Origin of the sequence: Pontibacillus halophilus JSM 076056 = DSM 19796 (assembly GCF_000425205.1) — a bacterium.
Classification (GTDB): domain Bacteria; phylum Bacillota; class Bacilli; order Bacillales; family BH030062; genus Pontibacillus_A; species Pontibacillus_A halophilus.
In genome coordinates this window covers 191,718-213,980 of sequence record NZ_AULI01000008.1, presented here as the reverse complement: position 1 = coordinate 213,980, position 22,263 = coordinate 191,718, and the positions used below count along the sequence as shown (strand labels likewise).

The following is a 22,263-nucleotide window of genomic DNA, read 5'->3' as shown; positions in this document are numbered from 1 at the left end:
CATATCAGGCATAGAAGGCTGTGGGTCACACTACAGCTGGAGCCAATTCTGGAGAGACTGCATGTGCAGCGCCGAAGGGTTCACAATCTCAGGCAAACGGACAGAATCGTACTCAGATACATAGACGGCATGGTGTATCTGGAATCGATACCGCTTTGTAAGAGATTGGAGAACTTCCAATCTCTTTTTTTATGTTTATGACAAGGAGGAACGATCCATTGAATCGAAAACGTGCAGTTGTCAGCGTCATTGGGAAAGATCAAGTAGGAATTATTGCGAAAGTAACTACGGTACTCGCCGAGAACGGATTTAATGTACTGGATATCAGCCAGACCATTGTAGAGGAGTTCTTTACAATGATGATGGTGATTGATGTGACGAACTCCAATCGACTAGAAGAGGTTCGTGAATTGCTCAATGCAATAGGGGAAGAGATGGGCGTCCAAATCCATCTACAATTAGAAGAAGTCTTTCAGGAAATGCACCGGATTTAAGGGGGGGGATGTAGATGAACATCGGATTACATGAAATCACAGAAACGATTCGTATGGTTCAAATGGAGAACTTAGACATCCGCACGGTTACAATCGGAATCGATCTCAGAGATTGCGCCAATCGAGATCAGGTACAAATGAGGAAGGACGTCTATGACAAAATTTTATACTATGCGTCTTCCTTGAAACCAATGGCTGAGCAGGTGGAACAAGAATACGGAGTGCCGATTATTAATAAACGAATATCCGTAACCCCCATTGCAGAAATCCTAGGGCACGCAACAAGAGAGGAAGCCATTGAGCTCGGGAAGACACTAGACAAAGCTGCCAAGGATAGTGGCGTTGACTTTATTGGTGGATACTCTGCACTTGTTCATAAAGGAGTAACGAAAAGTGAACAGACGTTGCTTGATTCGTTAGCAGAGGCACTATCGGTAACGGAACGGGTATGTGCATCCGTGTCCGTCGCAACGACGAGAGCAGGAATCAACATGGACGTTGTGAAGCAAATGGGTGAGATTATTAAAGAAGCATCAACACGAACAGCGGACCAAGATGGCATTGCTTGTGCCAAGCTTGTCGTATTCGCAAACCCTGTGGAAGATAACCCGTTCATGGCAGGAGCGTTCCACGGGACTGGTGAAGGGGAAGCCGTCCTAAATGTTGGTGTCAGTGGACCTGGTGTGGTATTGAACGCATTGAAGAAGCATCCAGAAGCCGACTTAGGCGAAGTGTCTGAGGTAATTAAACGCACTGTATTCAAGATTACTCGTGCGGGGGAACTCGTTGGCCGAACTGTGGCGGAACGCATTGGAGTTCCATTTGGAATTCTAGACCTATCCCTTGCCCCTACCAATGCGTTGAACGACAGCGTTGCACGAATCCTTGAGGAAATTGGGTTAGAGCGCGTTGGGACTCACGGTACAATTGCCGCATTGGCACTTATGAATGACGCCGTGAAGAAAGGCGGAGCTATGGCAAGTTCCTACGTTGGTGGATTAAGTGGTGCCTTTATCCCGGTAAGTGAAGACAACGGTATGATTCAAGGAGTTCAAGATGGCTCGTTAAGCTTAGCTAAGCTAGAAGCTATGACGTGCGTTTGTTCTGTTGGTCTTGATATGATTGCCCTAACCGGAGATGTACCCGCAAGTACATTGTCAGGCATAATCGCCGATGAAGCCGCCATCGGAATGATCAACAAGAAAACGACAGCCGTACGCGTTATTCCAGTTCCGAACAAGCAAGAAGGCGACATGGTTGAATTCGGGGGTCTCTTAGGAAGAGCACCGGTGATGGGCGTTAATCCTTACTCATCCGAAGGACTGATGAAACGGGGGGGGGGGGAAGGATTCCTGCGCCGCTGCAATCATTGATTAATTAATATAAAGGGATATTTAATGTTAAGCGTAAATCCGGTTTGGGTTTGCGCTTTTTGTATTAAATGTATCCCTATTTAGAGAATTTTGTTTATGATGCTAATAGTAGATGTATTCTTATTTCTAGAAAGATTAAATTGTTTGGAGAGGAATTCAACCAACATGAATGTGTTCGATGTTTTAAATAGCTTTTACAGAGAAGATGTGATATCTGATTTTTTAGTCAGTTGCTTTAAAGAGTCTGAGGAATTTCTATTGAAATTTCTACATGAAGCATACATCAGTATAGATGATGGAACGGAATTTGTTCTTGATACTCGTGTAGGATTAGGGAAGTCAATTGGCACGCCAGATCTAATTGTTAAGGCTGTACATGGGAATCGCACTAAACTAATTGTAGTAGAAAATAAAATGGGGGCTGCAGAAGGGCACGAGCAAACAAACCGTTATGTGTCTATGGAAGCAAAGGTTCGATTAGCTAATAAGTATCAGTTAGACATTGATCATACTGAATTTCACTACATATTTCTAGCGCTTGATACAACCGTTAGACCTAGAAATTCGCAGTTTATCTTCTTAAATTACGACTTGTTTTTAAAGGATGGATGGACTTTACATCATGAGAAGCTAAGGATGGTCTTTGAAGACTTTAAGCTCAAATTACATCATTTCTACACCCCTTTAAGGAAACCAATTAACAGTTTGGAAACAGGTATGGAGATGGATAGAATCCAGCGGAAGATCTGCTGGCAGAAAATATTAGCTGCTGCTTTCTCTTTAAAAAGTGAGTTGATTCTTGATTGGGGAGACGTAGCGGGGGCTGGCCGACATAATTTTATATTTCTCATTTCAAAAAGTGGTTGGACTAGCGAACGACCTTTTCAACATGACGGGATTGCGCGCACCTTTAATGTGCATGTAGACACCTATATCAACATGCTGAACAATCAAAAGGGGTTGAATGAGATAGGCATCCGCTTTGAGACCTATCCCTATGAACCGTATCAAAAAGTCAAGCATTTACCGAACTATGACGCGTTTATAGAAAATAAGCGCATCTTTGGAGAAGAGCTGATCAATCGAGTGAAAAGGAATGGGTTACATGCCAGGCCTAAGAGTTCAAGATTGCTTGTAATGACTGTACCAATCGAAGGTCATACAGTAGACGACCAGATTCATCACATGAAACACCAAGTTGAACTTCTGGAAAGGTGTATAGATGACGTGGTTAATGATATGAAGTCAAGATTCTTAATTATTTGAATGGTGAGTAGTCCTTAAACGACTATACTGCTCGCCCTAAGATCGGATGTAGGAAGTGTTCATTGATGTACTTTCTTTACGACCACCTCCCCTTAAGAAATACCTCTGAGCATGTTAGTTTAAATACAGTACGGGGTATGTGTATGGTGTAAGTGAAGGAGGAATGACTCAATGGAAAGAATGATGAATACTATGATGCATGATAACGGCATGGGAGGTTGGTTTTTCAACTTTGGCTTCCTAGGTCTATTGAGTATAGTCATTATCTTAGTTCTTGGAGTTATGTTGGTGAAGGCAAGCAAGAACCATAAGAATTCTGAAACTGATTCTATAGAGACGTTAAAGCATCGCTTAGCCAAAGGTGAACTAACTGAAGAAGAATACGATCGATTGAAAGAGAAACTATCTCGGTCGTAGGGAAGAAGAACTGAAACACGCTCTAACTTAGGGCGTGTTTCTTTATTGAATTTACATGCCTAATTTGAAATAATTGGTATATGCGTGAGTTCTCGGTATTGCATTTATGTAGACGAACTACTCATAAACTGTTACTGGGAAGAAAGATGGGAGATGCTAAAAATGGAAAAGGCTAAATGGCTTGTTGTGCCTGCTGTATTGGTTTCCTTAATCGGAATCAGTGCATGCAGTGAAACATCGGACGTTTCTACAAGTGTAGGTAAGCAGTCTGAAAGCGAAGTGGATTCAATAAGTACAGGAGTGAATTCGCAGTCTAAAGAAACATCCGCGAACAAGGGAAAAGAATCGGAACAGAATGAAGGTGATTCAGGTCACGCTTCAGAAGGAAGTGAAACAGACGTCGATAGGAGTGAGAGTGAAGAACCATCTGCACAAGATTCTACTAATACTGCTACAACTTCATCGAACGAAGAAGAACCATCCAAAACAAAAGAGGCATCTGTTGCAAACGAAGCTGCTCATTTATCTGATGAAGACACACAAAACGCTAGTCAGCCAAGCGAGAAGGCATCCCTTCCAATATTGAGTGGAGAAGAAGCTGTGAACTTCTTGAAACAGCAACTTCCTGAGGGGAAAGACGAGGATATTTCATTCGGGGCAGAGGAAGTAGCGAGGGAGGATGAAAACGGTTCTTATTATGCTGTTCAATTGGTCTCAATCTCTACGCGGGTATCAGGGAAAACGGGAACCTTAGGTTATTACAAAGTGTACAAAGACGGGGAGTATGAAAAGTTCTAAAGATACGATTTTTACAAGGAATGAGGATACATAAATCGACTACTGATTACTCTACTCTTTCTGTGTGGATGATAGAAATTCAAATAAAGAAAGATGGCTTCCTTCTAAATACATACAGGTCTATGGAATGGATTGCGTATCTCAACTTACGTCGTTACTATAAACAAACAAAACGTTCGCTTCTTGTTTTAAGAGCGAACGTTTTGTTTATCTTTTTACTGGTCGGGTTTCAGTGGAGAAGAAGGATAAGGAAGATACGATAGGTAGTTTTGTAAAGTGTATACACTCTTTCCGTTGAACACCTGCTATACTGTCTAGAATGAAGGGTTTGGTTGACTAACACAGGAAGTCTTAGTGATCTGTGTTTGGAACAGTATTCCATTTGTATGAAACGTTCCTTCTTGGAAGGATGTAGATTCGGATAGGTGGCGATTCCTTGTTTAATCGAGAATATCTTGAGAAGAACCAAGTGTGGTTCTACCTCTGTAGTTTACTCCTAGCAGCGGCGTTTGGCTTCGTTATGCCTGACTATGCTGGAAGGTTAAATGCATTCATTTCCATTATTCTTGCTGTCTTAATGTATAGTATGTTCTCACAGATTCCATTCGCTTCAATGAAAGAAGCGTTTGGAGACCGAGCGTACATGAGGGCTTTGCTACTCGTGAACTTTATCTTTGTACCTATTGTCGTTTGGGGGTTAGCCCAATTTCTACCTGACCGTCCATCGGTATTGCTTGGATTTTACTTAGTGTTATTGACTCCATGTATCGATTACGTCATCGTCTTTACTGCCTTAGGGAAAGGGGATGAGAAGGTAGTCTTAACTTCAATGCCTCTCTTGTTCGTCGTGCAGATGGTATTGTTACCGTTTTATTTGTGGCTATTTATGGGGAGTGACGCTGTTAAGGTGGTAGATCCTGTACCATTTATAGAAGCATTTATAGGAATCATCTTTGTTCCTCTAGTACTCGCCTTGCTCGTACAAGTTAGGGCAAGGAAGAAAGTGAGTGGAAAGAAGGTGTTGAGTGCTTCTGCATGGCTACCTGTTCCTTTCATGGCGTTGACGCTCTTTGCTGTTGTCGCTTCGCAAATTGTGAAATTGCCTACTTACATTGACGATATTCTTGTCGTAATTCCGCTCTATCTCATCTTTATGGTTGCTATGCCAATCATAGCGAAATACGTGGCAGCGTGGTTCAAATTAGGCACGAAGCGAGGGAGAGCACTTCTATTTAGTAGTTCAACAAGGAATTCACTCGTTGTTCTCCCACTTGCCTTGACTTTGCCAAACATTGGTGACATCGTAGCGGCTGTGATTATTACTCAGACGATGATTGAGCTTGTTAGCGAACTCGTTTACATTCGAGTTGTTCCAAAGCTGTTGTTACGGGATTGATCATGTAGTGGGGAAGGATTATTTCCATGATTCGTAGTGTGTGCGAAGAAATAGGTTCCTACTAAACTCAAAGTTCTTCTTCAACTAACAGAACAGGATAGGTGAAAAGATGTAGTATTAAATTCTATGTACACACTGCGTTAACTGAAAGCAAGTTACTACTGAAATTACGAAGGGGAATTATTGATGGGGATCACATGGAAATGCAATAAGAGAATTGGTTTGAGAGTTATTCTAATAGGCGAGTCCACTCTTTGCAAAGGGTAGGGCTCTTTTTTTGTTTTGGAAAGATTTAGGTTTATTTACCTTGTTATACGATGTACATAGTTATACAATGTAAATATCACTACGATTAGGAGGCGACGTAATGGACAGAGAGCTGATGAAAGGGAGCATTGAAATCTTGTTGCTTTCCATCTTGTCGCAAGCAGATTGCTATGGGTACGAAATAACTAAGAAGCTCAGGACACTAAGTGAGGATGCGTACCACATGAATGAGGGGACCCTGTACCCAGCTTTGAAGAGGCTTGAGAAGAAGGAATGTGTGACATCGTATTGGAGTACAGAATCCGCTGGTGGTCGGAGGAAGTATTATTCCATTACCGAGACAGGACGTACCGTATTGGCGGGAAAACTTAAGGATTGGAAGCAAATCCATTCATTAATTGAAACTACTTCGGGGGAATTTGGATGAAGGAGATTGAGCGGTATGTAAAGGAGATTACCAATAACCTGCCTGATGAGGAGAAGGAAGAGTTGAGAGAAGAAGTGGTTGGACACCTCGAGGATCATATGAAAGAGCTTCTTATCGAAGGGAAGTCTGAAGAGGAAGCTGTGCGGATGGCAATTGAGTCATTTGGAGATGAGGGCAAGCTAAACGAGGCGTTCAAGAGGTCCTTCTTTCCAACCTATAAGTTCGTTCGTTTCGCATGGTCTGTCGTGTTGACCATTGCAAGTCTCAGTTTCATTTCCTACTATTCTATGGAGTACTATCACCCTGAGTTTGATAACGGGATTGAGTTGTATAGCGTGTGGATGACCATGTTCTATATTGCCTCTCTCGCTGGGCCTAGTGAATTTATGCATCATTCTTTACAAGGTGGACTCAAATGGAAGTGGGTTGTGAATCCTTGGGTGTTTTTTATGGTGCCGTCGTTGATAATTAGTGGGATGCTAACATCAATGCTGTTTACCCAACCTGAACGGTATCAGGATGGGCGATGGTTGGATTTATTTGCCCTTCTGATTGGAGCATTGGTATATGTTTCAGCAAGGCAATTATTTAATGGTCTATTTCTGAAGGGTAACAATGGAAAGAGAAATATAGTCAATTAAGGATCCTGCAGAATCTATGAATAAAGGTGGTCTGCGTGTTGGGTGCAGGCAGCTGTTACTGAACATTAATAACAATGATTCGAATTCATGGAAATAATTGTTATTCCTTTGGCTTCTTTACCATAGAGCTTGGTTATGCTAATTCTGTTTAGTTTCTATTAGACTTAGAGATCTGTTAAGGAGGAATAGTATGGATGTACTCATTTATTTATTTCTTGCAGCATTGTTAATTCCAGTCAATCTATTCATAGTTAAATGGAGAAAGAGTGGGCAGTTTCCCTTCTTCGGTTCTGGAATCCTTTTAGCAGTCTTTGGCGTTCTAGTTGGCTTTATAATTGGTGCAATTCTGGTGGGTCTCGGTAATGCCGGACAAGGAGGAGCCATTATGTCAGCTTTTGTCGGTCTTGTAATCGTAGCTAATGGATTCCTATATGTTGCTATAAGTGTTTTATTAGGAATTGGAAGGTTATTAGATAAAAAGAATACAACAGTATAAGAAGAACCCAAGTCACATAGACGTAACACGAGATGTGGAAGTTACCGGTGAATCTAGATCTGGGTAATTTAAAGACACGTGGCCGAACCGGTCGGCTACGTGTCTTCAGTTATCTTGTATCGTGTTCCCTTAGAAAACAGTAATATTTCTTAGGTATTTAGCTGTATGCCATAGCTTGTTCGGCTGTATTGCGTCTTCTGTAAATACTCAATAATAAGCCGACAGCGATCATTTCAATGAGGATGTGGGAACCACCGAAACTCATAAAAGGCATGGCTACGCCAGGCAACCCTGGTAATCCGAAGTTCATAAGAATACTTAGGAAGAACTGCACGGAGAATGTCGCTGCCAGGCCGATGGTGAGAAGTCGAGCATAGGAATAAACCATCCTTCTGCCTGTACGAATGATTCTCCAGATGAAATAGGCAATCAACCCGAATACGATGATGGCGGACAACCAACCGAATGTGTAGATGGTGTACGAAAAGATGAAATCTGTATGGACTCGAGAGACGGGTTCGGGAGTGGACTGCAAGGCACTTCCTATGAAGTTCGCATCTCTCAAGGTTAACCCAGCATACGCGTTAGGGAGTGTAGACGTATCTGCTTGAACGAAGAAACGCACCAACGGCCATATGGATAAAGGTAGAGTAATGGCTAAGACTTGCTTGATGCTTGCCTTAGACACGGACACAATGGTCATGCATACAATCAAGCTGAGGAAAGTGGCAGCCACTGCCCAAGTCGTTGACAGTAAAAGGATTGGTAAGGCAAGAACACCTGCTCCAATCCAGAACTTTCGTGTGTCTTTCCAATCCCATTTGTGAAAGATTCCAGCAAAGGATACGGCCAAGAGATATGGAGTGACTTCCGTGAAATTAATGAAGGCAAAGCCAATATTTAAGAAGGGGATGCCATCGACCCAGACACCGAGAAGGAGAGTCAATGAAAGAATGAGTAACGTTCCTATATAAATAGGAATCGAGTACGTTGCAAGTCTTCTATAATCAAATCTGAACATAACTAGCATGCTCAGAAGGCCAGCTAAATAGTATACAAGGCTATTACTGAATACGTTCATCTCATGAAGAGCTTTAATGGTCGAATGAAATTGCAGGTTGTACATAATCAGAAGCCCGAATAGAGAAACCGCGAGAACGGGAAGGATAATTTGTAGATCCATTGGGGCTTTATGCGTCCTGTTCAATTGCTTTCCTAATACTTTCTCATCCCCCATATGAGTCAATGCCTGATTGATAGCCTCTTCCTCAGAAAATCCTCTCTCCATAGCATCCTCCTTGAGTTCCTGAAGATGATCGCCAATCTCAAGCTTGATGGTATCATGTACATCTTTATTCCTTATTCGCTTACACAACTTATCCAAATAGGCTTCAAATTTCTTATCTAATCCCATACGCTTTTCTCTCCATGTAGCACTTGATCAACTGCGTCTTTAAAGACGGACCATTCCTCTTTTTTCTCTTGGATAAGTTCTCTACCTGAATCATTTAACTTGTAATATTTCCTCTTTCTCTTTCCAGTCCCTTCCTCCCAGAAGGAGACAATCAGCCCTTTATTCTCAAGAGTGTGAAGGATGGGATAAATCGTCCCTTCCTTAAAACTGAAAATACCTTCAGACTTCAATTCCAGTTCCTTGATGATTTCATACCCATACCTTGGCTTCGTGTCGAGCAAGCTTAGGATTAACGTGGTTGTACTCCCTTTAAGTAGCTCTTTACTAATCTTCATATCTACCTTTCCTCCTTATGCATAGTAATAATATGCATAGTATTCATAGGTATATTGTATGCTGCTTCACTAACCCCGTCAATATGTGTTTAGTGGGCATGGCTTTTGCAGAGGCGGTCAAATAAAAAGTGTTGTTGGGAGTTTGAACGAGGGATAAGTCTACGTAACAAATAGGTAGGGTAACTTCATGATTCATTGATGTAACGAATTTATAATTACCGCCAAGTTCAATAAGATAATAAAAAACTGAACTTCCATCTTAAGGGAAGTTCAGTTTTTTATTAATAACACTAGTAAACGTTAACAGAGCCAAGTCATTAAGCATTCTAAATCACAATCCATCCATCAAGCTCAGCCGCTCTTTAATCACTTGGATTATCGTTTGATTCGTCTTTACTCGGGCGTAATATTTATCTTCTCCTTCTATGATGTGCCATCTACTTTCTGGCGTAGAGGTCTTCATGATCATAGCTTCAATCGCTTCTTCGTAGGCATCCCACTTGGCTCGGTTTCTCCAGTCTTCTTCAGTGATCTTCCATTTCTTTAATGGATCTGCTTGCCTTTCTTCAAATCTCTTGAGCTGTTCGTCCTTAGAGATATGCAACCAGAGTTTAATAACAACATAGCGGTCTTGTGAGAGTAAGTGTTCGAACTGAACGATTTCTTCGTACGCTCGCTTCCATTCGGAGACAGAGGCGAAATTCTCGACTCTTTCGACGAGAATTCTGCCATACCAAGAACGGTCGAAAATCGCAATCTTCCCATAAGGAGGGACCTCTTTCCAAAACCGTTTCAGGTAATGGTGCTTCTTCTCAAGGGTGGAGGGAGCACCGATAGAATGTACATCAAAGCCACGGGGGTCAAGACCACTCGTCAAACGCTTAATGGCACCGCCCTTTCCCGCTGCATCCCATCCCTCAAATACGATGAGTATTCCCAACTGATGGTCATAGATGGACCGCTGTAACTGGAGCAATTCTAACTGAGTTTGCTTTAGCTCCTTCTTATAACGCTTCTTATCGATCTTCAAGGATAAATCAACAGCTTCAAGCATAACGTCAACTCCTTAGTGAGTTTCATATAAACACTATTCTCCGAATTTCGCTTCAACCCTTCATATTTTGTGAGAGGTGGTGAGAGATGCCTTAAGGTCATAATGATTGAGTATACCGATGAGGTTTGAAATAATTGGAATATGAGAGGGTGCGAATTAATAGTCTGCACAGATAAAAGGAGGATGATCATAGTGTTTCATACAGAGCGTATTCACTTGAGGAAAGCTTAAGAATCGGAATGCTGAATGTGTCATTGATATTGGAAATCGGAATTACTGGGGCATGGGCTATGGGAAGGAAGCCATGAATCTGCTTTTAGATTATAGTTTCTCCGAATTAAACTTACATAAAGTGTATTTGCGCGTGTTCTCATTTAACAAGCGTGCGATTTGCTTGTACGAGAGTTTAGGCTTTGAGAAGGAAGGAGAACTGAAAGAGCAGCTATTTAGAGAGGTCACATTGCATGGAATCACGTATTTAAGTTTTTTCAGAAGGACTATCTAACCGTTACGATTCATGAAGACGAACGTATATAGAAGACAAGTGGTTGAACTGGATTAGAAGGTAGAGTTACATCACTTCGGACTTTCGTGGCGTACTGTTTCTATTCAGAACAATAAGAAACACTGACCTAAGAAAGGGTCAGTGTTTCCGTGATTAGGTGTCTTTCCTAAAGATTTTCTCTAAAGCTTTCCCTTTGGCTAACTCGTCGATGAGTTTGTCCAAATACCGAATTTCCCTCATGACAGGTTCCTCGACGTTCTCCACTCGTACGCCGCAGACGACGCCTTTGATTAATGTTCGGTTTGGGTTCATGTTAGGAGCTTCTGCAAAGAATGTTTCGAAGTCTGTCTCTTTCTCGAGTTGAGCTTCTAACTCTTCTTGGCTATACCCAGTCAACCAGGTGATGATTTCATCGACTTCTTCTTTCGTACGCCCCTTTTTCTCTGCCTTCGTAATATAGTGAGGATAAACACTTCCGAAACTCATACGATAAATCCTATGTGTAGCCATGATATCCCTCCGTTACCTTTTCATTCATTATATAACGAAATACGAATCTGTTCAAAACCGTCTTAATGGTAAGGGGATTACACATTAAAGGGGGAGAGGGATTGTATAGAGCTTGTTACATATAATGGCGGACAACTAGTAACTAGTCTAAGACACCTAGCCTATTCCTCCGTCCTTACACCTGTTTTTAAGCAAAGCTACTTTATTTAGGTTAGTATATTTCTTTTCAGGGAAGGACATAGAAGTATTAACTACTAACGAAATGAATGGTGAATTTATGGGCTTCTATTACTATCTACGAAAGTACTTTAAGATGTCGAAGCGTCAGCGGAAGAGTGAATTAAAGTCAACGCTTTGGTTTATGCCACTTTGGTATATTATTGGGGCGATTTTATTATCTGCTTTTACGTTTTACCTGGATTATGTGATCGATGTCAGTTTGTATTTACCCCCTGCTATTGGCTTTAGCGGACAAACGCTGCAGGTGTTATTGAGTGCCCTTGTAGGCGGGGTGCTCACACTAAGTGCATTTACAATCAACTCGTTGCTCGTTGCTTTAACAACGTTCAGCGGACAGTTCTCCTCTAAGATGCTAGTAAACTTCGTAAGCGATCGAGCAACCCAACACGTACTCGGTATTTTTAACGGGAGTTTTATATACGTGCTGTTAAACTTCTTGTACGTGACTCATGAAGAAGAGGAGTATATCGCGGCTACACCAGTATTCTCTATATTGACCGCTATTACGGCAGCTGTGACCTTTATTTATTTCATCAACCATACAACAACATGGATGCAAGTTCACAATATTAGCTATAACATGAACAGAAAGTCGAAGTCTGTACAGTCTTCTTTAGAAAAGGAGTTACAGCCGTATCACCTTGAGAAAGTCGTGGAGCCAGAATCCTTGCCAGATGAGGAGCATGGTAAGGTCATTAAAGCGAATCAATCTGGTTATCTTCAAGTTGCGGATTTCACTAAATTAATTAAGCAGGCTCATGGAGATGATGCGCTGCTTAAGTTTAATATCCGTATCGGAGAATTCGTGGTAGAAGGAACCCCACTCCTTACCTATTGGGAATATGGACATCCGATTAACTCAGATCGCTATCTGAAATCCATTGAAATTGGTGTCAAGCAGACCGAAATTCAAGACTTAGAGTATGGACTGATTAAGCTTGCTGAAGTAGCGATCAAAGCTTTAGGACATAACGACCCGCTTACCGTTTCAAATACGATTCATCAAATCGCGGATTTGTTGAAGAGCATTGGTCAGAATACGAACTTCTCTCCGTACCTGTTCGACCGGAATGAGAAGCTTCGGATTATCCTGAACCAAAAGGATTTCCGTTATTACCTCCACAAAGGCTTTGCCTCGATACGTGAGTATGCGAAACAAAATTCAACTGTTATCACAGAGTTGATTGCAATGGTTTCCCTGCTCAGTAAAACGATGGATAAAGAGGTCCAACCAGAGTTATGGGAATTTGCTCGCCAGACGATTCTAGGCTTTGACCAAGACAGCCTCTACGAAAATGACTGCTTCTATATAGTAGAACATTTATCTGAGCTTTCTAAACAGACTGGGAACGAAGAAGATTATCTGTTCCTTCTTGAATATATGTTGCAGCGAGTCAGTTCAGTAAGAGCTTTAGAGGCGTCTAAGACTACGTAGTGTCATGTGACTTGTGATGTTGACCTACTTCGTGATTATGATGACCGCTATACATGAAGCGCTATTGTTTGTTACTTTCCTTCATTCATACAAGGAGGTTATCCCTGTTAGGGATAGCCTCCTTTTTTCTGTGGGTGTAAAAAATGATTTTGTCATGGTGTTATTTATGAAATAATTTACATAATTACTAAATGTTAAGCTGCCAGTGAACATGAGATTTCATCATTTATGGGTTAGGGGGGAGCGCTAGCCAAAGTAAGTACGAGGGACAGGTGTACATTCGAATAGAGAGAGAGGGGTTATGCCATTGGATAAGACCGTTTTCTGGACAAACCTTGAGCAGCCTGGGGCTGAATATTTAACCATCCGCAACATAGAATCGGATTTAGTTGCAGAAAGCTTGGTCCTGTTTATGAGGGGTGGGAATGCGTACAAATTCTCTTATCAGGTGGTTCTAGATCAGGAGTGGTTTACGAAGCGTGTAGATATTACGGATTTAGTAACGAAGAGATCCCTTTATTTACGGCGTGATTGGACCGGAGAATGGTATTTGAATGGGTCTGTTTTAGAAGGGATGGATGATGCCATTGATGTCGACATTTCGATGACGCCATTCTCAAATACGCTCCCAATCAACCGCTGTACATGGGAACGAGGACAGGTACGAGTGTTTACGATGTTGTATGTAGATGTTCCTTCGATGGAACTAGAGAAGGTAGAACAAACCTACACGTTCCTCGGGGATACAGAGGATGGGTATAGAAGATTTCGGTATACGTGCAAAGACTATGAAACCGTGGTTACGGTCGATAGGGAAGGCATCATAGTCGACTATCCAGATGCCTTTAGAAGAGAATTTGAACAGTAAAGGGTGAGTGTAATGGAATTTGCTTTAGTATGTGTCGTTTTCGCTCTAGCGGTCCTGATTACAATGATCATGATGAAGGTGGAAAAGTTGGAAGGTCGCTTGAAGTTAATGGAGCAGAACCTTGACCGATTAGCGAACCATTTAGAAGTACCGGAACCTGAAATCAATGAGGAGTTACGTGAAATCATGAAAGACGGAGAGGATGTGCGCGCGGTTAAACGGGCGAGAGAAGCGCTAGGCCTTTCTCTTGTTGAGGCCAAAGAGTATGTGGACCGTTTAAAGACGAATCGTAATTGAAGGTGTGCAGCGTCCAATGATGAAAGCATTCGTCTACTACTTTAGAAAGCGTTAGATGTATAGTGAGAATATTCCCATGTGCTTCGGAGGTGATGAGTATGCAATGGAGTAAGACGAAGTCAACACTAGAGAGTTTCTTATGCGAGAAGTTAAAGGGACGGATTGAATTGCACGCAACAGTTTATCGGAAATTTCATGACCGTCCAGCTAGAGTATGGATTACGTTCGATAAAGAAGAAATACTCAGTGCTTCAGATGTCACCTTTCAAGTTCATCGTGAGAAGCTGTATAGGCAGATGATAGAGAGCAGAAAGGTTTCAAGTGCTGCTGAGGCACAACCGGGTGATTCATTAAATAGACAAGAATACAATAAGGCTTTTGAACAATCTGAGGAAGTTATGGTGAATGAAAGCATATTTGAAAGTTACCATCTATATGAACCATTCATGAGGTATCCATCCCTGTCTATTGAAGATGCGATGAATTCAGAGAACGTGATCATTGTTGGCCTTGCTATGTTCGATAGAAGATTAGGAAAGAGGAGATTGAGAATGATGGAAACCAATGACCGATCGCATCCATTTGTTGAACATTGCTACAAGATTAGATGTCGCATTGAAGGCATGAATATGGAACGCGTGAACGAAACTCATTTGTAAGTTTCTTTCCTATAACATAAACGCCTGTATATATTGTGGAGGAGTTCATGAGCCAAATTAAACGAATTAAAGACAAGGGTATTCCTGTTTCTACGTGTACCTATCGAGGTAAGGAATTACGTCAGCGGTGGGAAGAGGCCTTTGCACATACACTGAGCCTATCTCAAAAGCGGAACATTAAACTTCATCAATACTTGTGGCATGTGTTCAGTTGGCGAAAGTTTCCTTGTAAAGAAGGTCAGCAGGCAATGACAGCCTTTAACCAGGTACATAAAAATGCCTGTTACCTGTTCTATCAAGGCGATGAAGATACCCTTCTGATTAGGAATGCGACCAATTTAAAGGCGGCAGATGTAATCAATAACGTGGATGGTTACATGGATGACGTCTATGTAGTAGATGTAGATTTCAAGTGGACGTACGTGGTAACTCATGAACCGGACTGTGGACCTTATTTCTTTCAATCTAATTGGAAGACTGAGCAAGATTAGGACTAGTTTCGATTTATTCAGTATGAAATGTCGATTAGAAACCTACTAAAGAGAGCATCGTCATAGACGATGCTCTTTCTTACATGTATTGAGTTATAAGCCTAGCCCAATTGATAACTGATTAGTGTAACTTGTGTAAGCTACTGTTTGGTTAATTTGTGAGATTTGTTTAGGAGTATAACCAGATTCTGAAAGGCGTTCTACATCCTCTTTCGTTACTTCCACTGGCTTAGCAATTAATTTGTCGGCGTAGGACAAGACCGCTTTCCATTCTTCGCTCATTGTAGACTGGGGATAGTCTTGAAGCCATTCCTTCACGTCATTTACATTTACGTAGTCTTGAAGCAATTTCGAGTGACTTTCTGTACAGTACTGACACCCATTCTTCATTGAAACGAAGGTAATGACTGCTTCCCGTAAATCATCGGGTAGGTCCGTTTCTTTGATCGCCTTTTGTAGCGGTAGGAAGGCTTCATAGATGCTAGGGTCATTGGCCAGCAATCGGTCGAAGAGTGGTGATGGCTCTGGTATGTTTCCGTTTATTTGTAGTTCTTTCATTTCCTTTTGTTTGACTGGTTTAATCCATGGCATTGTAGAGTCTCCCCTTGAGTATGTATTCGGATATTAGTGTGTATGTAGACAGACACTCGCTCTCCGCTTGAGCATTATCATGGTATCCATTCCCTAATTTAATGTCAACTATTCCATTCCTTGAAGGGGGAACATTTGTATGTACAGTCGCAATGAAAGAAAAGCCGCTCCTATAGCTGTGAGCGGCTTTTCTACATCTTTCAATGCTTGAGATTATTATAGATCTCTCACAATACCATGGCTTGAACCAGTCAGAACTTCTTTCCCTTTCTGGTTGCGATAGACGGTGATCATTTTCACTCGCTTTAAACCTTCTGCTTGTGCTACGTCTGTTAGCGTTACTTCACACGTAATCGTATCTCCAGTAAAGACAGGGCGGATAAATTCACTTACCATTTCTCTCGCGATGTAGTTTAAATCCCCGCCAATCTTCGTGCCGATGCTTGCGGTTAATAGGCCGTGGACCATGAGGCGACCTTGTTCGTCTGGTTGAACATGATGCAGCCCTTGGTCACCTGATAGTTGACCGAATTCCAACACTTCCTCATTCGTAAAGGTTCTTTCCCAAGTAAAGACGTCACCCTTCTTCACAGATACCCCTCCAATATTGAATTTTCTGATTAAATCGTAGCACATGAGGGGTGAATCGTCATTCACTTTTTAGTGAATCAACGTTCTTCTGGGTATAAACGCTTATTCTTTAGGTGGGGGTGTTTTGTCCATACATAGCAATTGGACGTGTGGTAAGCTTGAACTAAGTATTCTCTTTTTTCAGTTTAGACGTATAAAAACGGTCCTTTTTGTAGATATTGTGCTTGTGGATTATGGAGATTACTCTTAAATCAGGGGTATAACGAAAGGTGGACCAAATATGAACGTAATCTTATGTGAGAATTACGATGACCTAAGCCGAAACGCCGCAGCGATGATTGAGACATATGTCCGCGCCAATCCGACATGCGTGTTGGGGCTTGCCACAGGGGGTACGCCGCTTGGTACCTATCAGAAGTTAATACTTGGGCACGAACAGAAGGGAACGGACTATAGCAGGGTGTCTGCCTTTAATCTTGATGAATACGTTGGCTTGGAAGCCTCTCATCCTCAAAGCTATCATACATACATGCAGGAACACCTTTATCGGTATATCAATGTTGATGCTATCAGACAGTATATTCCGAATGGCAAGGCAGTAAACATGGAAGATGAATGCGAACGTTATGAATCGTTGTTGGATGAAATCGGTCCACCTGATATTCAACTACTTGGTATTGGGGAGAATGGGCATATCGGTTTCAATGAACCGGGAAGCGACTTGGATGGTCTTACTCATACTGTTGAGCTTGCAGAGTCCACACGTCAGGCGAATGCTCGGTATTTCCCATCCATTGAAGACGTTCCTAAGCGCGCAATAACGATGGGGATTGGCTCCATCTTAAAGAGTAAACATATCTTATTGCTTGCATCAGGTTCTAGGAAAGCAATGGCGATTAAGCGATTGGTATCAGAAGAGGTCCAATCTACCTTCCCAGCTTCTGTACTCCATCAGCATCCACACGTCACGTTACTAGTGGACCGTCTTGCGTACCAGTTAGTCGAAGAGATGAAGGATGAAGAGAAAGAACGACTTGGTTAAGTATGAAACATGAGGACAATCTTCTCAGTCATACCCTCTAATGAAGTCTAGATTGAGGGAGAGTGAGAACATGTTCTATCATATAAAAGAATTACAGTATGATGCGAGGCCAGCAGGTCCTGACCCTTTATTTGCCGCAAAGCTTCAAGAAATCTTAGGGGGCCAGTACGGTGAGATTTCGGTCATGATGCAGTATTTGTTTCAAGGGTATAACTCCCGAGCGGACGCTAAATATCGGGATTTGCTTCTTGATGTTGGAACTGAGGAAATGGCGCATGTCGAAATGCTCGCAACGTTGATTGCTCGATTGTTAGATAAAGCACCTGTTGAAGAACAAGATCGAATGTACAGAAGTCAACCTGTCGTAGCAGCTGTTATGGGAGGCACCAATCCTCAACATATTATCGCAAGTGGACTTGGAGCCATGCCAGTAGATAGTGTTGGCAATCGGTGGACGGCTTCGTACATTGGGGCAAGTGGGAACTTGCTCGCAGATTTCCGAGCTAACTTAACTGCAGAATCAATGGGGCGTCTACAAGCTGTTCGGTTGTATGAAATGGCTCATGATCCTGGAGTGAAGGATACGTTGTCGTTTATGATTGCTCGGGATACCGCTCATCAGAATCAGTGGGCGGCCGCGATTGCAGAATTAGAACAACGAGAAGGTGACCTTGTCGTACCTACCACGTTTCCGCGTCACTTGCAGAAGCAGGAAGTCGCCTATGACTTATATAATCTTTCTCGCGGTGAAGCTAGTAAGGAAGGGCGATGGGCATCTGGGCCGAGCATGGACGGGAAGGGAACGTTTAACTATGTGGCAGACCCTGTCCCATTTGGTCCGAAAGCCTATTTGCATCCAGCGCCATATTGGGTTCATGACACAATGGTACCCATGATGAAATAAGAAACAGCCTATTCCTTCTTTATGGATGGAATAGGCTGTTTTATTACTATTTATAATCTTGAACCATACGTACAAGCAAGTGAGCGAGCGTGTGTTGTTCGTCTTTGTCGCCATGCTTCCAAAGCTCACGCAATAGATGTTCTTCACGGTTTTTAGGCTCTTCGTGGTCAGCGAGATAATCCGCTACTTTTTCTGCGCTCTTCGCAACGGCTTCTTCACTCATTCCTAATTTCTCTGCTTTGCTCACCTTGCTTCCTAAGTAGCTAGCAAAGTTATTAAAGTTTTGAAGGATTTCTTCTTTCTTCTCCTGGCTCATTTCTGCCGCACGTTCTTCCATGCTGTTTAATTGATTATGATCTGCCATGATGATCGCCTCCTTTATCGTTTGGTGGGCGGTTCCTCATTTCGTGGGTGGATAAACCTATCTATCGATTTCGGTGTGCTATTGATAATTTCTGGATGTTTTGCACCGTTTTCTTCTCTTTCTTCGTCTAGTAGGTAGAAGGAAATTAAAGGAGGCCATACGGCATGATTGATGTACATCATTTATCTCATTCCTACTTTGTCGGTAAGAAAGGAAGTCAGCAGGAGGTTCCTGTCCTAAAGGATGTATCGTTCTCAGTTGAAGAAGGGGAGATTGTTGCAATAGTAGGGAGAAGTGGCTCAGGCAAATCGACGCTGCTTAACTTATTGAGCGGCTATATCCGTCCAACTTCAGGTCAAATTGAATTTCGTGGACAAGACGTCACGAACTATAACGAATCGCAGTGGGCAGCGCTTCGGTTGGAGCAAGTTGGCTTTATCTTTCAAAGCTTTCAACTCATTCCGAGCATGACCGCCTATGAAAATATTGAATTGCCTCTTGTCATGAAAGGGGTGGCAGAGAAAGAACGGCCACAACGTGTGAAGGAGATGTTAGAGAAGGTTGGTTTGTCTGCATACGCCGACCACTATCCTTCTGAACTATCAGGGGGTCAACAACAACGAGTATCGTTCGCTCGTGCCCTCATTTTACACCCGCCGATTCTGTTTGCCGACGAGCCAACAGGAAGTCTTGATCAGGAAACAGAACGCGAGCTTCTTTCCTTTATCCAACATTTGAACGAAGAAGGGATGACATTTGTGATGATTACTCATGACGAAGAGGTGGCTGCCATCGCAGACCGTACCATTCTGTTAGATGGTGGCAAAGTTCACAACGGAGAAGGGGTGGCACGATGAAGGTCAACGATCGTTTTCGATTTATCAGGCAGAATATGAAGAAGAACAAGTCACGAGTGTTTATGACCGTCCTCGCTACCGCCATTGGATGTGCCTTTCTAATCATACTTGCATCGATTGGGTTCGGTGCTCAAAAGTACATACAAGGAGAAATATTGCAGAATCAAGCTGTTACGGAAGTGTCTGTTCATGGAACAGAAGATGGGGAGTCCATTTCAGAAGAGCATATCGAAGAATTACAATCGGTGGCGAACGTCAAGGCTGTAACGAGACAAAGCTATCTTCTGAATAACCGAGCCCGCATTACTTATGGGCAGTTTCAATTTGACCAGTCTATACTCGTCGTTGATTTCCCATCAGAAGTGAAAGCGGGAGTCGAGCTTGAAGAGGGGAGAATGCCCGAGAAAGATGGAGAAATCCTAATTGGGCACCACACCGAACAGCTATTTTATGTAGAAGGTGCGAAAGAGGAAGCGTCCGACGAGAGGTATACCGAAGAAGGTGTAGTGAAGGAAGAATTTAGACTGAAGAATTCCTTGGTTGGAGAAGAAGTTACGTTGACAATCGAGCAATATAAGGACGACGAATGGGTCTCGAAGGATCTTACGCTTACGGTTGTTGGGAAGAAGAAAGCCCCTTCTCGTGACTGGCTTCGTGATGTTGATGTATACGTGTCACAGTCTACCTTATCAGCGGTTGAGGCGTTTACAGGCACTCCTAATGGACTCATATTAGACCCGAACATGAGTGAAGAGGAACAGAAATCCATCATGGCAGATAGCAACAATAGTTACCAAGAAGTGAAAGTTATTGCTGAGGATATTGAGAGCGTTTCTTCGATTTCTGAAGAGCTGAAGGAACAAGGGTACTTTATTTACTCAGTAACGGAAGAATTGAACCAAGTAAACACTGTATTTGCAGTGGTCAAGATTGGACTTGTATTAATCGGTACAATTGCGCTGCTTATTGCTTCTATCGGAATCTACAACACGATGAATATGGCTGTGACAGAACGTACGCAAGATATAGGGATCATGAAAGCAATAGGAGGGCAGCCGAAAATGATTCGGCAAATCTTCCTTCTTGAAAGTGGGGCAATTGGTGTGATTGGGGCATTTGTTGGCTTAGTTGTCGCCTATCTCATTAGCATAGGGATCAACTTTATGCTCCCCTATGTTATTGAAATTGCATTTGGGGAAGGAGTAGAAGAGGCAATCCAACTTTCCTACATCCCTTTGTCACTCGTTGTTATTTGTGTGACGCTTTGCGTAGGGATAGCGGTTCTTTCCGGCATGAAACCGGCTCGTAAAGCGACGAGGATTGATGTATTACGTGCGCTTCGTCGAGATCTGTAAGCTAATAAAATGCCTCCTATTGTGGAATGTTTTACAATGAAGGTGTTGAAACTCGAATTAAAGGAGAATGCAGCATGAACGAAACCATTCAAATCACAGCCATTTTAACAGCTAAAGAAGGTCAGAAGGAGGCTCTTCGCACAGAGCTTGAACGTGCTCGGGATGCTTCTGTAGAAGAGGAAGGCAACCTTGGCTACGCTCTTTATGAATCGAGCGTGGAGAACGCATTCGTGCTCTTGGAAACATACAAGGACGAAGAAGCGTTGAATGCGCACATTAACTCAGATCATTATAGATCTTACCGCGAGAACACGAACGACTTACTAGCGAATCGTGAAGTACACAAATTAACGTTAGTTGAAGGCTAAAAGGAAGAAGCTGGACCCTTAGGGTTCAGCTTTTTTTATTGCAGATTGATGTGTGTTGTCATGGCAAAGAGGAAAAGCATTACAGGGTGAAGAAATCATGTAGAAGAAACAGTCGAGGAGGCAGATCCAATGGTCCCCACTTTGAGTACAGAGAGATTGGTTCTTAGGGAGATCACCAAGAAAGATTCACAAGGCATTTTTTCCTGTTTTTCTCATGATGGTATCACACAATACTATGGACAAGACACGTTACGGAGGATTGAAGAAGCAGAAGCGTTCGTTGATTCCTTTGCGACTAGCTACAAGGAGAAGCGGGGAATCCGTTGGGGCATTGAAGTTGAAGGAGAACAACAAATCATTGGTACAATTGGCTATCATGCCTGGTCCGAGAAGCATAAACGGGCTGAAGTTGGCTATGAAATACATCCTAAGCAATGGAGGAAGGGATACGCTTCGGAGGCTTTAGACAAAGTCCTTCAGTACGGGTTTAACGAGCTTAGCCTCAGAAGAATCGGGGCGGTTGTCTTTAAGGAAAACATCCCCTCTCAACAATTGTTGACTAAATTCGGTTTCGTTAAGGAAGGGGTACTGCGGGACTATATGTATCAGAATGGAGAAGCATATGATACGTATGTCTATTCCTTGCTTAAACAAAGTGAGGGACGGGCGAAGACGAACTTCTAGTAATCTTATAGACCATTAAAGGATAGGTGGAAAAAAGTTTAAAGGAATTCTGACTTCCTTATCGAAGTAACGGAAATAAGGGAAAGTCTGACTGCAACTTTAGAAACATTCCTGTAATGGACGT

At 42.4% G+C, this 22,263-nt stretch carries 26 protein-coding genes, 2 pseudogenes and 1 riboswitch; of the genes and pseudogenes, 21 read left to right on the top strand and 7 right to left on the bottom strand.

Annotated elements, in window-relative coordinates; translation table 11 throughout:
- The first annotated feature begins 38 nt into the window (after nt 1-38).
- Nucleotides 39-114: riboswitch (glycine riboswitch) on the top strand.
- Between the two features lie 104 nt (nt 115-218).
- The 9 genes and pseudogenes from H513_RS0109660 to H513_RS0109620 all read left to right on the top strand — a co-directional run bounded on the left by H513_RS0109660 (nt 219) and on the right by H513_RS0109620 (nt 7,575).
- The gene (locus H513_RS0109660) at nt 219-494 is read left to right on the top strand and encodes an ACT domain-containing protein (RefSeq protein ID WP_026800567.1); all 276 of its coding nucleotides are present in this window, start codon (nt 219-221) and stop codon (nt 492-494) included.
- A 14-nt stretch (nt 495-508) separates the two neighbouring features.
- Nucleotides 509-1,875: pseudogene (locus H513_RS19970) on the top strand (DUF711 family protein).
- 157 nt (nt 1,876-2,032) lie between these two features.
- Complete coding sequence (locus H513_RS0109650) at nt 2,033-3,133, top strand: PD-(D/E)XK nuclease family protein (protein ID WP_026800566.1); 1,101 nt, start codon at nt 2,033-2,035, stop codon at nt 3,131-3,133.
- Nucleotides 3,134-3,304: 171 nt separating this feature from the next.
- Nucleotides 3,305-3,550 (top strand): SHOCT domain-containing protein, encoded by a 246-nt coding sequence (locus H513_RS0109645; RefSeq protein ID WP_051239846.1) that lies wholly within the window; start codon nt 3,305-3,307, stop codon nt 3,548-3,550.
- 162 nt (nt 3,551-3,712) lie between these two features.
- On the top strand, nt 3,713-4,348 hold the full coding sequence (locus H513_RS20880; RefSeq protein WP_026800564.1) for a hypothetical protein: 636 nt from the start codon (nt 3,713-3,715) through the stop codon (nt 4,346-4,348).
- Nucleotides 4,349-4,784: 436 nt separating this feature from the next.
- Entirely contained in the window at nt 4,785-5,744 is a 960-nt protein-coding gene (locus tag H513_RS0109635; protein WP_026800563.1) for an arsenic resistance protein, read from the top strand.
- 367 nt (nt 5,745-6,111) lie between these two features.
- Nucleotides 6,112-6,438: a PadR family transcriptional regulator gene (locus tag H513_RS0109630; protein ID WP_026800562.1), complete on the top strand. Its 327-nt coding sequence runs from the start codon at nt 6,112-6,114 to the stop codon at nt 6,436-6,438.
- The gene (locus H513_RS0109625) at nt 6,435-7,079 is read left to right on the top strand and encodes a permease prefix domain 1-containing protein (protein ID WP_026800561.1); all 645 of its coding nucleotides are present in this window, start codon (nt 6,435-6,437) and stop codon (nt 7,077-7,079) included. The genes H513_RS0109630 and H513_RS0109625 overlap by 4 nt, the downstream gene beginning before the upstream one ends.
- Before the next feature lie 190 nt (nt 7,080-7,269).
- Entirely contained in the window at nt 7,270-7,575 is a 306-nt protein-coding gene (locus H513_RS0109620; protein ID WP_026800560.1) for a hypothetical protein, read from the top strand.
- Nucleotides 7,576-7,732: 157 nt separating this feature from the next.
- Here H513_RS0109620 and H513_RS0109615 read toward each other — a convergent pair whose 3' ends face one another.
- The 3 genes from H513_RS0109615 to H513_RS0109605 all read right to left on the bottom strand — a co-directional run bounded on the left by H513_RS0109615 (nt 7,733) and on the right by H513_RS0109605 (nt 10,378).
- Entirely contained in the window at nt 7,733-8,989 is a 1,257-nt protein-coding gene (locus H513_RS0109615) for an FtsW/RodA/SpoVE family cell cycle protein (protein ID WP_026800559.1), read from the bottom strand.
- Nucleotides 8,980-9,324: a PadR family transcriptional regulator gene (locus H513_RS0109610; RefSeq protein ID WP_026800558.1), complete on the bottom strand. Its 345-nt coding sequence runs from the start codon at nt 9,322-9,324 to the stop codon at nt 8,980-8,982. Before H513_RS0109610 ends, H513_RS0109615 begins: the two co-directional genes overlap by 10 nt.
- Nucleotides 9,325-9,655: 331 nt before the next feature.
- A complete protein-coding gene (locus H513_RS0109605) occupies nt 9,656-10,378 on the bottom strand; it encodes a polyphosphate kinase 2 family protein (protein ID WP_026800557.1) in 723 nt (240 codons plus the stop codon).
- A gap of 232 nt (nt 10,379-10,610) precedes the next feature.
- Here H513_RS0109605 and H513_RS21225 point away from each other — a divergent pair.
- A pseudogene (locus H513_RS21225) lies at nt 10,611-10,883 on the top strand (GNAT family N-acetyltransferase); the annotation flags it as partial.
- Between the two features lie 153 nt (nt 10,884-11,036).
- Here the strand turns inward: H513_RS21225 and H513_RS0109595 are convergent.
- On the bottom strand, nt 11,037-11,393 hold the full coding sequence (locus tag H513_RS0109595; protein ID WP_026800556.1) for a DUF2200 domain-containing protein: 357 nt from the start codon (nt 11,391-11,393) through the stop codon (nt 11,037-11,039).
- A gap of 262 nt (nt 11,394-11,655) precedes the next feature.
- Between H513_RS0109595 and H513_RS19960 the strand changes: the two genes are divergently transcribed.
- The 5 genes from H513_RS19960 to H513_RS0109570 all read left to right on the top strand — a co-directional run bounded on the left by H513_RS19960 (nt 11,656) and on the right by H513_RS0109570 (nt 15,383).
- Nucleotides 11,656-13,068 carry a DUF2254 domain-containing protein gene (locus H513_RS19960; protein ID WP_051239844.1) on the top strand — a complete coding sequence of 471 codons (1,413 nt, stop codon included), beginning with the start codon at nt 11,656-11,658 and terminating at the stop codon, nt 13,066-13,068.
- A gap of 307 nt (nt 13,069-13,375) precedes the next feature.
- Nucleotides 13,376-13,936 carry a putative glycolipid-binding domain-containing protein gene (locus H513_RS20875; RefSeq protein WP_051239843.1) on the top strand — a complete coding sequence of 187 codons (561 nt, stop codon included), beginning with the start codon at nt 13,376-13,378 and terminating at the stop codon, nt 13,934-13,936.
- A gap of 12 nt (nt 13,937-13,948) precedes the next feature.
- Nucleotides 13,949-14,233, top strand: a complete 285-nt coding sequence (locus H513_RS0109580) for a hypothetical protein (RefSeq protein WP_026800555.1) — start codon at nt 13,949-13,951, stop codon at nt 14,231-14,233.
- Between the two features lie 98 nt (nt 14,234-14,331).
- A complete protein-coding gene (locus H513_RS0109575; protein WP_026800554.1) occupies nt 14,332-14,892 on the top strand; it encodes an SF0329 family protein in 561 nt (186 codons plus the stop codon).
- Between the two features lie 47 nt (nt 14,893-14,939).
- Nucleotides 14,940-15,383 carry a DUF4275 family protein gene (locus tag H513_RS0109570; RefSeq protein ID WP_026800553.1) on the top strand — a complete coding sequence of 148 codons (444 nt, stop codon included), beginning with the start codon at nt 14,940-14,942 and terminating at the stop codon, nt 15,381-15,383.
- Nucleotides 15,384-15,476: 93 nt separating this feature from the next.
- Here the strand turns inward: H513_RS0109570 and H513_RS0109565 are convergent, their stop codons facing one another.
- Together H513_RS0109565 and H513_RS0109560 are read right to left on the bottom strand one after the other, a co-directional pair.
- The gene (locus tag H513_RS0109565; RefSeq protein WP_026800552.1) at nt 15,477-15,974 is read right to left on the bottom strand and encodes a carboxymuconolactone decarboxylase family protein; all 498 of its coding nucleotides are present in this window, start codon (nt 15,972-15,974) and stop codon (nt 15,477-15,479) included.
- Nucleotides 15,975-16,190: 216 nt separating this feature from the next.
- Entirely contained in the window at nt 16,191-16,610 is a 420-nt protein-coding gene (locus H513_RS0109560; protein WP_051239842.1) for an FAS1-like dehydratase domain-containing protein, read from the bottom strand.
- Nucleotides 16,611-16,845: 235 nt separating this feature from the next.
- Here H513_RS0109560 and nagB point away from each other — a divergent pair, with 235 nt between their 5' ends.
- Nucleotides 16,846-17,607 carry a glucosamine-6-phosphate deaminase gene (gene nagB, locus H513_RS0109555; RefSeq protein ID WP_026800550.1) on the top strand — a complete coding sequence of 254 codons (762 nt, stop codon included), beginning with the start codon at nt 16,846-16,848 and terminating at the stop codon, nt 17,605-17,607.
- A 70-nt stretch (nt 17,608-17,677) separates the two neighbouring features.
- Complete coding sequence (locus H513_RS0109550; protein ID WP_026800549.1) at nt 17,678-18,511, top strand: manganese catalase; 834 nt, start codon at nt 17,678-17,680, stop codon at nt 18,509-18,511.
- A gap of 46 nt (nt 18,512-18,557) precedes the next feature.
- Here H513_RS0109550 and H513_RS0109545 read toward each other — a convergent pair whose 3' ends face one another.
- On the bottom strand, nt 18,558-18,875 hold the full coding sequence (locus tag H513_RS0109545) for a DUF3243 domain-containing protein (RefSeq protein ID WP_026800548.1): 318 nt from the start codon (nt 18,873-18,875) through the stop codon (nt 18,558-18,560).
- A gap of 164 nt (nt 18,876-19,039) precedes the next feature.
- Between H513_RS0109545 and H513_RS0109535 the strand changes: the two genes are divergently transcribed.
- The 4 genes from H513_RS0109535 (at nt 19,040) to H513_RS0109520 (ending at nt 22,139) form a co-directional block, all read left to right on the top strand.
- Nucleotides 19,040-19,732, top strand: coding sequence for an ABC transporter ATP-binding protein (locus H513_RS0109535; protein WP_026800547.1), 693 nt, complete (start codon nt 19,040-19,042; stop codon nt 19,730-19,732).
- Nucleotides 19,729-21,087 (top strand): ABC transporter permease, encoded by a 1,359-nt coding sequence (locus tag H513_RS0109530; protein WP_026800546.1) that lies wholly within the window; start codon nt 19,729-19,731, stop codon nt 21,085-21,087. Before H513_RS0109535 ends, H513_RS0109530 begins: the two co-directional genes overlap by 4 nt.
- A 74-nt stretch (nt 21,088-21,161) precedes the next feature.
- Entirely contained in the window at nt 21,162-21,455 is a 294-nt protein-coding gene (locus H513_RS0109525) for a putative quinol monooxygenase (RefSeq protein WP_026800545.1), read from the top strand.
- 129 nt (nt 21,456-21,584) lie between these two features.
- On the top strand, nt 21,585-22,139 hold the full coding sequence (locus tag H513_RS0109520; RefSeq protein ID WP_026800544.1) for a GNAT family N-acetyltransferase: 555 nt from the start codon (nt 21,585-21,587) through the stop codon (nt 22,137-22,139).
- Nucleotides 22,140-22,263: the final 124 nt, after the last annotated feature.